The organism is Flavobacterium kingsejongi, from assembly GCF_003076475.1.
Lineage (GTDB): Bacteria > Bacteroidota > Bacteroidia > Flavobacteriales > Flavobacteriaceae > Flavobacterium > Flavobacterium kingsejongi.
This window is the reverse complement of the sequence record NZ_CP020919.1, coordinates 1,556,495-1,569,918: the sequence shown is the minus strand read 5'-3', so window position 1 is coordinate 1,569,918 and position 13,424 is coordinate 1,556,495. Positions and strand designations below refer to the sequence as shown.

The following is a 13,424-nucleotide window of genomic DNA, read 5'->3' as shown; positions in this document are numbered from 1 at the left end:
GTCGTGGCAATATACTTTCCCGTTTTCTAAACGACTTCGAGTTTGTATCCAACCCCTTTGATCGTTTTAAACAATTCCTCGCCTATTTTTTCGCGGAGTTTACGGATGTGGACATCAATAGTCCTACCGCCTACAATTACTTCATTACCCCATACTTTATCCAGAATTTCTTCTCTCTTAAATACTTTTCCAGGTTTGGAAGCCAGCAGGTAAAACAATTCAAATTCTTTTCGTGGTAATATAATCTCCCGGCCTTCTTTAATGATCTTGTATTCTTCCCGGTTGATTTCGATGCCTCCAACATTTAACGTATCGGAAGTTTTGTCATCTTCTTTCAGTCTTCGAAGCAGGGCTTTCACTTTGCTAACGAGTAATTTCGGTTTAATGGGTTTGGTGATATAATCATCGGCACCAGCATCAAATCCGGCTACCTGGGAATAATCTTCGCTTCGTGCCGTAAGGAATGTTATGATTACGTTACTGAGTTCCGGGATCTTTCTAATGTTTTCACAAGCCTCCATACCGTCCATTTCCGGCATCATTACATCCATAATAATAAGATTCGGCAATTCTTTTTTGGCCTTTAGGACTGCTTCTTTACCGTTACTTGCCGTAACAATCTGATAGCCTTCCTGTGACAAGTTATATCCGACAATTTCGAGGATATCCGCTTCATCATCTACCAGTAGAATTTTGATTTCTTTTTTCTTCATAATAACGTAGGGTTCGTTGTTTTCGGGTGTAAATGTAAATATAAAAAAAAATGTTTTATCGCTGTTAACCGTAATTTAATGTGGTAACCTTTTGGTAATATTCGCCGAACCTAAAAGTAACAGGCAACTAACATGAAGTTTACAATCGTGGAGTTTATTTGCAGCAAAATAAACAACACACACAATGAAACTTAAATTTTTATTAATCGCATTATTCATTGCTACTCTGGGATTTGCACAAAACAAGGCAACCGTCTCCGGTGTAGTAACCGATAAGGAAATGAATAACGAAACCCTTCCTTTTGCGAGTATCACAGTTAAAGGTACAACAATTGGCACAAATACGGATGAGAACGGAAAATATAACCTTGAAATCAAACCGGGGAATTATGTACTGGTTTTTGGCTTTGTAGGCTATAAGAATGTAGAGGTTTCCGTAGCCTTAAAACCAAATGAGAAACGAATGATCAACCAGGCTTTAGGCGCAGACAGCGTCCTTCTGGAAGACGTACTTATCGAAGCTACGGTAAACCGCGAAAAAGAATCGGCTTTATTGGCGGAGCAACAAAAAGCAGTGGTCATGACTCAAAGTATCGGGGCACAGGAACTTTCCCGAAAAGGGGTTAGCGATGCTGCTTCTGCAGTAACCAAGGTTACGGGAATTTCCAAACAGGAAGGTTCCAGCGGTATCTTTGTACGTGGATTAGGCGATCGTTATAACAGTACGTTACTGAATGGCCTTCCCCTTCCTTCCAATGAGCCGGTAAATAAAAATATCGCACTGGATTTATTCTCTACAGATGTTATCCAATCGGTAGGCATCAACAAAACCTACACTCCTGATTTATATGGTGATATGGGTGGTGCGAATATCAACATCGCTTCCAAAGAGCACACCGGTGCTACAAAAATGGATATCGAAGTGGGCAGCGGACTGAACAATAAAGCCTTCAACACCGATTTCAGAATTGCAGACAATGTAAAGAAATCCGGTTTTTATACCACCAAAACGCCTACATCGGTTAACGAATACCAATTCCAGAACAAATGGGTTCCTGGTACTGAAGGAAAACCGGTGAACATCAATTTTGGTGCTTCGGGAGGTACAAGTTTTAATGTAGGTGAAAATGGAAAAATCAGTGCTTTTGCTACTGCATCCTACGCCAACGGCTACCGTTACAAAAACGGATCTCAAAAAGTAGTCGGGATTACCAATGACAACATCATCCAGGATTACTATAATGTGGATAAATTTGAATTTGGCACAAAGACTACCGCTATGGCCAATGTGACCTATAAAATCAACTCCAACCACAAAATCAAGGTGAACAGTGTTTTTGTAAACTCTTCCAAAAGTACCGTAAGCGAATACGACTTCTTAGATGAGAATGCGCGTAACAGTTTTACCAGACAGACTTTGACCGAGCAAAACAAACTGTTCGTGAACCAATTATTAGGAGATCACAAGTTATCCGATCGCCTTAGTGCAGAATGGGGTGCTTCCTACAGTATTGTAAATGCTGACATGCCGGATCGTATCACCAACAACCTGATCCAGGGCAATGACGGAAATTTCATCTACAATTCTGCTTCCCAGACTTCCAACAGCCGTTACTACCAATTCCTGAAAGAAACTGAAAAAGCGGGAAAAGCAGTATTCAATTATAAGGTACTAAAAGGAGCAGATGAGAGCTATAAAGGAAAAATCAGTGTGGGGTACAATGGCAGGTCAAAATCAAGAGATTTCGAAGCGACACAATTCAACTTCAGGATCAATGGAAACGACATTGCAGTAACTAAAAACACGATCGACAACTTCCTGAATCCCGACAACCAGTCTATTGAAAACGGAATCCTGAATACCTTCAACATCGGTACAGCCCGTAACAAAAGTTTAAAACCTTTTACATACAACGCTGACCTTACCGTACATTCCGGTTTCGTAAATTTCGAACATAATCCAACAGATAAGATTACGTACACTATTGGGGTAAGAGCCGAAAAAGTACTACAGGAAATGGAATGGGAAACGAACATCTCATTACCTAACGTAAATTTTGATGATGCTAAAATCGACAAGTTCTATATCCTGCCTGCAGCGACGATGAAATACAAATTGTCCGATACACAAAACCTGAGATTGGCGGCCAGTAAATCCTATACGTTACCACAATTTATCGAAAAGGCACCTTTCCGTTACCAGGATGTTACAGAAAGTATGGTAGGAAACCCTTTCCTGAAACCTTCTGATAATTACAATTTTGACATCAAATGGGAAATGTTCCCTAAGAATGAAGAATTATTTTCGGTAACTGGTTTTGGTAAATACATTTCTGACCCGATCAGTAAAGTAAGACAAAATTCTGCCTTGAATGATTTCACCTTTATCAATGCCGGAGATTATGCGTATGTAGTAGGAGCCGAATTTGAAGTTCGTAAAGACCTTTGGTCGGTAGATTCACCAAAAGGAAAACGTGCCTTATCCGGAGGATTCAACCTTACGTACATGTATTCACAACAAAAACTGGATTCTGAAAAAGTAAACAAAGACACGAATGAAACGATCAGTGTGAATTTCAATGAAAGCAAAGAAGCCCTGCAAGGTGCTTCCCCATTACTGATCAATGCTGATTTAAGCTACCGTATGGAGAATGCAACGTTCAAGCCTACCGTATCGATCGTAGCCAATTACTTCCACGACCGTATCTATTCCTTAGGAAATTATGGTGCCGGAAACATTGTAGAAAAAGGATATACCGTACTGAATTTCATTTCCAGTGCTAAAATTGGAGACAAACTGAACATCAGCTTCAATGTAAAAAACCTTTTAGACAGTAAAATTGAAAGAGTACAGGAGAATAAAGAATCCGATATCAAAACCTACTCCTACAGAGCAGGATTGGATTTCAGCCTGGGCCTTAAATATGATATCTTTTAAATACAAAATCCCTCAGTATCAAAGCGGCTTGCATAAAGCCGCTTTTTTTATGCTTTAAGGGAATGTAACCCCGTAACAATTCGATAACACTAAAAAGGAGTTATGATAATAATTCAATAATTATGACTTAACCTCTAACTCCCACACAACTACCATATTTGCAGTACTAAATTAAAACAACAAAAAAATTACAACATGAAAAATTTATTCTTAAGCCTGGCTGTATTAGCGTCAGTTTTAACAAGCTGTTCCAGTGATGATAGTGGTAACAGTACCGACAATGGTGGTAATGTACCTGCAACTGGAACCCTAACCGGAACCATCAGTGCCGACATGACATTGAACGCAGGAACGGTTTATACATTAAAAGGTGGCGTATATGTTGCCAGTGGTGCAACACTTACAATCCCTGCTGGAACAAAAATCAAAGCATACTCAGAAGATGATGCCACTGAAGTAGCGTTCCTTGCAATCAAACAAGGTGGAAAAATCAATGCCGTAGGAACAGCTGCAAAACCAATTATCTTTACTTCCAGTAAAGCAAATCCAGCTGCAGGTGACTGGGGTGGAATCGTAATCTGTGGTAATGCTATCACTAACTTAGGTACAAACGTATTGGCAGAAGTTACAGGATTAAACTACGGTGGAACAAATGCTGCAGATAATTCAGGAACATTATCGTACATCATTGCAGAATACACAGGTAACTTAATCAACGAAGAAGCAGAATTCAACGGATTCACATTCTACGCTGTAGGATCTGGAACAACTGTAAACAACTTGTTGGTAAGACAAGGTGCTGATGATGGATTTGAGTGGTTCGGTGGTTCTGTTGGAGGTTCTAACATTGCTGCAATCGGATGCCAGGATGATTCTTTTGACTGGACTGAAGGATGGAATGGTACTTTTACAAACATGTACTCTGATCAGTCAGTAGCTACTACATTCTCTTCTGATAGCCGTGGTATGGAAGCAGACAACAACACTGCTACACCAACATTAGCGCCAATCTCTAACCCAACTTTATCAAACATCACATTGATCGGAAGAAACAGTGCTGCCGTAACAAGTGAAGCTGGAATCATGCTAAGAAGAGGAACTAAAGGAACAATCAACAACGTTTACATCGCAAACTTTAAAGGTTCTACAGGAAGCTACGGAATCAACTTCAACGGAGCTGAAACTCAGGCATTCTTCCTTGCCAGCCCGGTAACTAACGTAAGCATCAATAACGTTACTGAAAATTCTAATAAACCTGAAAATTATACTGCTAATGCTAATGCTACAGGAGCAGGAAGCGGAGCAGCAAAACCAACATGGATGAGCTGGATGGGACTATAATCCAATTCCAACATACTATTACACCAAAGCATCCTCAAAAGGGATGCTTTTGGCGTTAAAATAACACTATAAGACATTTTTTCAGGGCCTTTTAGCGAAATTACATATTGTGGTATAGTATTTGAAAAACATTTATTATATTTACATAACCAATTTCAAGAAATGACAAAAAATTACTTTTATATTTTATTTTTCCTACTCTTTATTTCACTCCCGGCAGCCGCCCAGGAAGGAAAAACACCAAAGAATCAGGATAACACTATAGAAGGACTTAACTTCTACCCTAATCCTGTGAGCAATGGAAAGATTTATATTACTTCCAAATCAGCTTCCAACAAAGATGTAGAGATTTTTGATGTATTGGGGAAAAAGGTGTTCCAAAGCAGCATTAGCGCTAAAGAGTTGAATATTTCGAGTTTAGTGCCCGGCGTTTACATCATCAAGATCAAAGAAGGCGATATGGCTTCTACCCGAAAACTGATTGTGAAGTAACCCTTTCAAAAAGATACAATGAAACAATGCCTTACGCAAAAGATCAGCGTAATGCCTAAAAATAACAGCAAAAAAGCATCCGTACAGCCGGGTGCTTTTTTATTTTAATTACTTTTGTAAAAAACATTTCCTTGAGTATAGCTGCCGATATTTTCACGATAAAAAACCATAAAGAATTTGAAAAGACTGCATTGAAAGTGTTCCGTCATCAATACGAGCACAACAATGTCTATGGTGAATTCTGCCGTTTTTTAAATGTAGACAAAGCAGCCGTAAAATCCCTCCAGCAAATCCCTTTCCTGCCGATACAGTTTTTCAAAACCCATGAAATCCTTTCGACTACAACCGACCCGGTACAGGAAACATTCACAAGCAGCGGCACCACAGGCATGGTAACCAGCAGGCATCTTATTACCGATATCTCGCTTTATGAAGACAGCTATCGCAAAGCTTTTGCCTCCTTCTATGGCAACATCGAAGATTATGCGGTACTTGCCCTACTACCCTCCTACCTGGAGCGCCAGGGTTCTTCCCTGATCCACATGGTTGAAGACCTGATCCGGCTTTCCAATAATGAAAATAGCGGCTTTTACCTCTTCAACCACGATGAGCTGATCGAAAAACTGGTCGCCTTAGATGCTTCCGGACAAAATGTCCTCCTGATTGGGGTGACATATGCCCTTTTGGACCTGATTGAAAAACAGGATTTCCAGCTCCAGAATACGATTATCATGGAAACAGGTGGTATGAAAGGCAAGAGAAAAGAAATGATACGGGAAGAACTGCACGAACAGCTTTGTAAAGGTTTTGGTGTATCGGCCATCCATTCCGAATATGGCATGACGGAGTTGTTGTCACAGGCCTATTCTTTAGGCCAGGGTATCTTCGAATGCCCCAACTGGATGCAGGTACTCATCCGGGATACTGAAGATGCACTTTCTTATGTGGAAACCGGAAAAACAGGCGGTATTAATGTCATTGACCTGGCTAATATCAATTCCTGCTCTTTTATAGCCACCCAGGATCTGGGCAAAAAATATCCCAACAATTCTTTCGAAGTATTGGGACGTTTTGATAATTCAGATATACGAGGCTGTAACCTGATGGTTTTGTAATATTACACCACCCGGATTACAAAATAGTTTTTCTTTCCTTTCTGCAACAAGATAAAACGGTCGTTGATCAGGTCATTGGCTGAAAGCTTGAATTCTTCCGTAATCTTCTCGCGGTTTACCGAAATGGAATTCTCCGCCAAAGCACGACGCGCTTCCCCGTTGGATTTTAAAAATCCGGATTTCTCATTGAGCAATGTAACGATATCAAGTCCGCCATCTACATCAGCACGCGCAATTTCAGCTTGTGGCACTCCTTCAAAAACATCCAGGAAGGTTGTTTCATCCAGTTGCTTTAAATCGGCAGCTGTCGCATTTCCAAAAAGGATAGCTGATGCTTTTACCGCAGTTTCAAATGCTTCGGCACCGTGTACAAATACCGTAATTTCTTCTGCTAATTTCTTTTGCAGTATACGTAAATGTGGCGCTTCATGATGTTCTGCAATGAGTGCATCAATCACATCCTTCTCTAAAAAGGTAAATATTTTAATATATTTCTCTGCATCAATATCAGTCGTATTCAACCAGAACTGGTAGAATTTATATACCGACGTTTTATCGGCATCCAGCCAGATGTTTCCACCTTCGGATTTTCCAAATTTAGAACCGTCGGCTTTGGTGATCAATGGCGTGGTCATAGCGTAAGCCTTAGCACCTTCGCCACCCATTCTGCGTACTAATTCCGTTCCGGTGGTAATATTTCCCCACTGATCGGATCCCCCCATCTGTAACAGGCAGTTTTCAGTTTTGTACAAATGGTAGAAATCATACCCCTGGATCAGCTGGTAGGTAAATTCAGTAAAAGACATCCCTACACCGTCACCGGAGAATCGTTTTTTTACAGAATCCTTCGCCATCATATAATTTACGGTGATTCGTTTTCCAACTTCACGGGCAAAATCAATAAAGGAGAATTCTTTCATCCAGTCATAATTGTTGACCATGATAGGTGCGTTAGCTCCTGTTGCATTGAAATCCAGGAAGCGGGACAATACACTTTTAATCCCAGCGACATTTTTCGCCAGGGTTTCTTCATTCAGCAGGTTGCGCTCATCCGATTTCCCGGACGGATCCCCAATCATCCCGGTAGCACCACCTACTAAAGCAACAGGCCTGTGCCCGAAATTTTTCAGGTGTACCAAAAGAATGATTTGTACCATGCTCCCGATATGAAGCGAATCTGCGGTCGGGTCAAATCCAATATAAGCGCTGGTCGCTTCTTTCAGCAACTGCTCTTCCGTTCCCGGCATACTATCGTGATACAAACCTCTCCAACGCAATTCTTCGACTAAATTCTTCATTTTTTTACTTCAATAATTTGCGCAAAGATAACAATTCAGGATAAATATTGAGGAGCGAAACTACAGTGATTTATCCGGAATGGTAATTCCCGCCATACGCTTGTATCTTTTTTGCGGCAACAGCATACGAATACACCGCAAAAAAAGGATACCGTTGCTGTCGGGGCTATTCCTTCCCCCTTTCTTTTTTTTCACTGCGGGCAATTCTCAAAATGAAATCCTGCTAAAATCATCAAATCTCATTATATTTGTCTCTATGATATTAGTCACCGGAGCAACAGGATTAGTGGGTTCACATTTAGTACTTCAACTTTTAGAGGATGGAATGCCTGTTCGTGCGCTCTACCGGAATCCGAAAAAGCTGGAAAAGGTAAAAGCACTGTTCCGCCTTTACAACAAAGAAGCGTTATACGATAAAGCCCAGTGGTTCCATGCTGATATCACGGAAATTCCAGCACTGGAAGCTGCTTTTACTGGTATTGATTATGTTTACCATTGTGCCGCACTGGTTTCAGTTACCACTTCAGAGGAAGAACAGCTTCGGAAGATCAACATTGAAGGCACCGCCAATATCGTCAATTTCTGTATTGATTATAAGGTCAAAAAACTCTGCCATGTGAGTTCTATTGCGGCACTCGGAGATGTGGCTGTTCCCAAAACACCGATTACCGAAGAAACGGAATGGAATCCGAATAAAAACCACGGAGATTATGCGATCTCAAAATATGGTGCTGAGATGGAAGTCTGGCGTGGCGACCAGGAAGGCCTGCCTGTCGTGATTGTCAATCCCGGAATTATCTTAGGCCCCGGTTTTCCGGATCAGGGAAGCGGACAGATTTTTAGCCTTATTGCCGCTGGCCTTCCATATTACACGTTCGGATCAACAGGGTTTGTCGCGGTAGAAGATGTCGTAAAAATCATGATCCAGCTAATGAATAGCCCGATTCAGGGAGAGCGGTATACGCTTATCAGTGAAAATATCGTCTACAAAGACCTGATTCTTACGATTGCAGACGCTTTACACGCCAAAAAACCAACCATAGCCGCAAAACCCTGGATGACATCCATTGCCTGGCGTGCCGACTGGCTCTTATCCAAGTTGTTTTTCAGGGAGCGTAAACTATCGCGTTCAGCGGCGAAATCCTCGCATACAGCAGATATTTTCTCCAACGAAAAAATTATCAAAGCACTGGATTATCAATTTGAAGATATTAAAACCTACATCAAAAAAATGGCGGTTTATTATACATAAACCGCCAGTTATCTCACACCCGATAGTACCGGGACTATTTTACTTTTTTAAGCGCGCCCTTTTTGATGCTTATTTTTCTGAGGCTATCATTGCTTTTTAATTTGATAGAATCTGTAGCCTTTTTGGTAGAATCTATCGCTTTTTTCACGACATCCTTTTTAAGCTCAGGCAATACTTTCGGCTTGGACGCCTTAATTGTTTTTTGCAGCCGTTCATCTACTTTCTCATATATCTTTTGGTAATCTTCGATACGGGAGGCATAATATTCATTATTTTGCGCAAATTGCAGGCTATCGATATTATATTTCTTGTAGATGTAATTTGTGGAGTTGATGTTCATCACATCCAGCATATTAGGATTGTAGCTTTTCATAGCCTGTAGCAATGCCATATCATACAGGATGTCCACCATGACATTCTCCTTGATCAGCTTCTTTGGTTTATGAACCGGTGTATCGGAACAGGAGACCAAAAACAGTACTGCGATAATACATCCTAAAATCTTTTTCATCTGAAATAAATTAACGGTCAAACGACAATCTTTTTCCGGCCTGAATTTCTTTAACTTTAAAGTTCTGATACACTAACTGCCCGTTTACAAAAGTATGGGTAATCCTGGATTTGAAATTAAATCCTTCAAATGGAGACCAGCCACATTTGTAGAGGATATTTTCTTTTTTTACATTCCACGGAAGACCGGTGTTGACAATAGCCAAATCGGCATAATAACCAACTTTTATAAAACCGCGTTTCTCAATTTTAAAGATTTTCGCAGGATTGTGGGCTGTTTTTTCCACAATTTTCTCCACGGAAATCTTACCCTGGTGATGGGCTTCAAACATAGCCACCAAAGCATGCTGTACTAACGGGCCACCAGACGGCGCCTTAGTATATACATTCTTCTTTTCTTCAAGTGTATGTGGTGCATGATCTGTTGCCACGACATCAATACGATCATCAAGTAATGCTTCCCACAATGCTTTTTTATCTTCTGCGGTTTTCACTGCAGGGTTCCATTTGATCAGGGATCCTTTTTTCTCATAATCTGCGTCGGTGAACCACAAATGGTGGATACATACTTCTGCAGTAATTTGTTTGTTTTCTAAGGGAATCTTATTGGTAAACAAATTTGTTTCTTTCGCAGTAGACACATGGAATACATGCAAACGGGCCCCGGTTTTCTTGGCCAGTTCGACGGCTTTAGAAGACGAGATATAACACGCTTCTTCACTGCGGATGAGTGGATGGTATTTCATTGGGATATCCTCGCCGAATTCTGCTTTATAATGCTCCAGGTTCGCCTGTATTGTCGCTTCATCTTCACAATGTACGGCAATCAGCATTTTAGTGCCTGAAAATATAGTTTCCAGTACTTTTTCATTATCCACCAGCATATTGCCGGTAGAAGAACCTAAGAATATTTTAATTCCCGCTACATTTTTAGGATCGGTCTTCAGGACTTCTTCCAGGTTATCATTGGTAGCCCCCATCATAAAGGAATAATTGGCATATGATTTTTCTGCTGCGATCTGGTATTTCTGCTCGAGCAATTCCTGCGTCACCGCATTGGGAACGGTATTCGGCTGTTCGATAAAAGAAGTGATTCCTCCGGCAACTGCAGCTCTGGATTCAGAGGCAATATCCCCTTTATGCGTCAGGCCTGGTTCCCGAAAATGAACCTGGTCATCGATCATCCCAGGAATCAAATAATTCCCTTCCGCATCGATAATTTTACAATCAGCCGATTTTGCGCTGATACTGTCCGCGATTTCGACGATGATATCATTTTCAATCAGGACATCGCCTTCAAAAATCTGACCTTCGTTTACTATTTTGGCATTTTTTATTAAAACCCTGTTCATTGTCCTCTTTCTTATAACTTATTAAATAACTTTTTTATTCGTAATGCTATCACGCCAAATACGGCTTCTTTGATAATTGCATTGCTCATTTTTGACTGGCCCTTGGTACGGTCCGTAAAAATAATAGGCACTTCCTGGATATTAAAATGATGGGCATAGGCCCTGTATTTCATTTCAATCTGAAAAGCATACCCGATGAATTTAATCTTATCGAGGTCGATTTTCTCCAGCACTTCCCTTTTGTAGCACAGGAATCCTGCGGTAGCATCCCGGATTTCCATCCCGGTGATCAGCCTTACATAGGCCGAAGCATAATAGGACATGAGCACCCGGTTGAGCGGCCAGTTGACCACATTAACCCCGGTCAGGTAGCGCGATCCTATCGCTACATCGGCACCACCCAAATGGCAGGCCGCATATAATTTTTCCAAATCATTCGGATTATGGGAAAAATCAGCATCCATTTCAAAAATATAACTGTAGGTTCTTTGCAGCGCATATCGAAAACCGTGTACATAGGCAGTTCCCAGGCCTGCTTTTTTCATTCTCTTTTCCAGAAACAGGCGTCCCTGAAATTCTTCCTGAAGGTGAATTACCTTTTCGGCTGTCCCGTCCGGGGAATTATCATCGACAATTAAAACGTGTAATGGTTTTGACAATGAAAATACTGCCCTGATGATACTTTCGATATTTTCAATTTCGTTATAGGTTGGAATTATAACTATACCGTCGCTCATACGTGATAAATTTCGGCACAAAAGTAACCTTTTATTTTACTCTTCTTTCATAATAATTGTATAAATACGACAATAAAATTAGTAATTTTGTACCGTTATGAAAGAATTCGATCTTATTCCGAGAATTATGGACAGTAAAGATTGGGCGACCCTTATTTTTGTGGGCTGCCTGATCATGATTGCGATCACTAAAACCGCTTTTGAAAGCCGTTTTAACGATTTCATCAAACTGGTTATTTCCAATAAGTACCTCAAGATCTATCGTGAAGGCGGCAATACACTCGACTGGTTTAATATATTGCTGTTTTTTGTACAGCTTTTTTCCCTGGCTTTTTTCATCCAGTTAATCCTGAGTTATTTTGGATATACTACCAAAACCAACGGAATTGCCTTTATCCAGATCGTTACTTTGCTCGGTTTTTTCATCCTGTCAAAGTACCTGATTGAAAAAATTATTGCGACCTCTTTTAATATTGAGGAGTTCAATGAACAATTGCATCTGCAAAAAGTAAGTTATAGAACCTATATAGGATTGGCGCTGCTCCCTATAGATTTAGTGCTATTCTATAACGATAAGCCCGTAGTATTATTAGTATATATACTAATCGCTATCGTATTATTAATAAATGCTTATACATATGCGGTTTCTTTAAGGAATTATCAAAATTTAATAATAAGTAAGTTGTTTTACTTTATTTTGTATCTTTGCGCACTTGAAATAGCACCTTACTATTTCATGTATTATTGGTTTACAAAAAGTTAGATTTTTTAGAATATGTCAAATATGAAAGTGAAAACAATTTTAGTATCGCAGCCAGAACCAAAAGTAGATAATTCACCCTACTTCGAGCTTCAGAATAAGCACAAGGTTAAAGTTGATTTCCGTCCTTTTATACACGTGGAAGGCGTTAGTGCCAAGGATATAAGACAACAAAAAATCGATTTGAATAACTTTACAGCAATCATTCTGACGAGTAAAAACTCTGTTGATCATTTCTTCAGAGTGGCTGAGGAAATGCGCTATAAAGTCCCTGAAACGCTAAAGTATTTTTGCCAGTCGGAAGCTGTTGCTTTTTACCTGCAGAAATATGTGGTGTACCGCAAAAGAAAGATTTATGTTGGTCAAAAAGAGTTTGCTGACCTGTCTCCTTTAATCAAGAAGTACAAAGACGAAAAATTCCTTTTACCTGCTTCTGACCAGCTCAATGCCGATGCACCGCTTACCCTGAACAACCTGAAAGTAGAATGGGCACAAGCTACCTTTTACAAAACGGTAATGAGCGACCTTACAGATCTTAAAGATGTGTATTATGATATCCTGGCTTTCTTTAGCCCTACCGGAATCAAATCCTTATTTAAGAACTTCCCGGATTTCGAACAAAACAATACCCGTATTGCAGTTTTTGGAAGCACAACCCAGAAAGAAGCCTTAGAACATGGTCTCCGCGTTGATATCATGGCGCCTTCTCCGGAAGCACCCTCTATGACAATGGCACTGGAAAAATATGTTGCCGAAGCCAACAAAGGAAAATAAAGCACATCGTTTATAGCATAAAAAAAGCCTTACAGGACTGTAAGGCTTTTTTTATGTCTGATTTTTATGTAGCTATACCGCATGTTAAAAAAAGAGCCGCACCCGGAGGATGCAGCTCTTTTTCATTATAATTAACCACTGT

Annotated in this window: 12 protein-coding genes; 7 read left to right on the top strand and 5 right to left on the bottom strand. The window is 40.3% G+C overall.

Translation table 11 applies throughout. From position 1 onward, the window contains the following. Positions 1-26 precede the first annotated feature (26 nt). Positions 27-713, bottom strand: coding sequence for a response regulator transcription factor (locus FK004_RS06770; RefSeq protein WP_108736584.1), 687 nt, complete (start codon positions 711-713; stop codon positions 27-29). A 184-nt stretch (positions 714-897) separates the two neighbouring features. On the opposite strand from FK004_RS06770, the gene FK004_RS06765 reads away from it, so the two are divergent. The 4 genes from FK004_RS06765 to FK004_RS06750 all read left to right on the top strand — a co-directional run bounded on the left by FK004_RS06765 (position 898) and on the right by FK004_RS06750 (position 6,599). Further along, positions 898-3,651 (top strand): TonB-dependent receptor, encoded by a 2,754-nt coding sequence (locus FK004_RS06765; protein ID WP_108736583.1) that lies wholly within the window; start codon positions 898-900, stop codon positions 3,649-3,651. 195 nt (positions 3,652-3,846) lie between these two features. Then, a complete protein-coding gene (locus FK004_RS06760; protein ID WP_108736582.1) occupies positions 3,847-4,992 on the top strand; it encodes a hypothetical protein in 1,146 nt (381 codons plus the stop codon). Between the two features lie 162 nt (positions 4,993-5,154). Further along, positions 5,155-5,484 carry a T9SS type A sorting domain-containing protein gene (locus tag FK004_RS06755; protein ID WP_108736581.1) on the top strand — a complete coding sequence of 110 codons (330 nt, stop codon included), beginning with the start codon at positions 5,155-5,157 and terminating at the stop codon, positions 5,482-5,484. Between the two features lie 131 nt (positions 5,485-5,615). Next, entirely contained in the window at positions 5,616-6,599 is a 984-nt protein-coding gene (locus FK004_RS06750) for a LuxE/PaaK family acyltransferase (protein WP_108736580.1), read from the top strand. 2 nt (positions 6,600-6,601) lie between these two features. Here the strand turns inward: FK004_RS06750 and tyrS are convergent, their stop codons facing one another. After that, positions 6,602-7,897 carry a tyrosine--tRNA ligase gene (tyrS, locus tag FK004_RS06745; protein ID WP_108736579.1) on the bottom strand — a complete coding sequence of 432 codons (1,296 nt, stop codon included), beginning with the start codon at positions 7,895-7,897 and terminating at the stop codon, positions 6,602-6,604. Between the two features lie 256 nt (positions 7,898-8,153). Between tyrS and FK004_RS06740 the strand changes: the two genes are divergently transcribed. Beyond that, positions 8,154-9,149 carry an NAD-dependent epimerase/dehydratase family protein gene (locus tag FK004_RS06740; RefSeq protein WP_108736578.1) on the top strand — a complete coding sequence of 332 codons (996 nt, stop codon included), beginning with the start codon at positions 8,154-8,156 and terminating at the stop codon, positions 9,147-9,149. Positions 9,150-9,183: 34 nt separating this feature from the next. Here FK004_RS06740 and FK004_RS06735 read toward each other — a convergent pair whose 3' ends face one another. From FK004_RS06735 to FK004_RS06725, 3 genes are read right to left on the bottom strand one after another with little or no spacing between them, the layout of a single operon-like run. Beyond that, positions 9,184-9,660: a DUF4296 domain-containing protein gene (locus FK004_RS06735; RefSeq protein WP_157956047.1), complete on the bottom strand. Its 477-nt coding sequence runs from the start codon at positions 9,658-9,660 to the stop codon at positions 9,184-9,186. 10 nt (positions 9,661-9,670) lie between these two features. Then, positions 9,671-11,011: a dihydroorotase gene (locus FK004_RS06730; protein ID WP_108736576.1), complete on the bottom strand. Its 1,341-nt coding sequence runs from the start codon at positions 11,009-11,011 to the stop codon at positions 9,671-9,673. 11 nt (positions 11,012-11,022) lie between these two features. Beyond that, complete coding sequence (locus FK004_RS06725; RefSeq protein WP_108736575.1) at positions 11,023-11,748, bottom strand: polyprenol monophosphomannose synthase; 726 nt, start codon at positions 11,746-11,748, stop codon at positions 11,023-11,025. 97 nt (positions 11,749-11,845) lie between these two features. Here FK004_RS06725 and FK004_RS06720 point away from each other — a divergent pair, with 97 nt between their 5' ends. Together FK004_RS06720 and FK004_RS06715 are read left to right on the top strand one after the other, a co-directional pair. Further along, the gene (locus tag FK004_RS06720; protein WP_108736574.1) at positions 11,846-12,511 is read left to right on the top strand and encodes a DUF4271 domain-containing protein; all 666 of its coding nucleotides are present in this window, start codon (positions 11,846-11,848) and stop codon (positions 12,509-12,511) included. Positions 12,512-12,532: 21 nt separating this feature from the next. Further along, positions 12,533-13,282, top strand: a complete 750-nt coding sequence (locus FK004_RS06715; protein ID WP_108736573.1) for a uroporphyrinogen-III synthase — start codon at positions 12,533-12,535, stop codon at positions 13,280-13,282. Positions 13,283-13,424 lie beyond the last annotated feature (142 nt).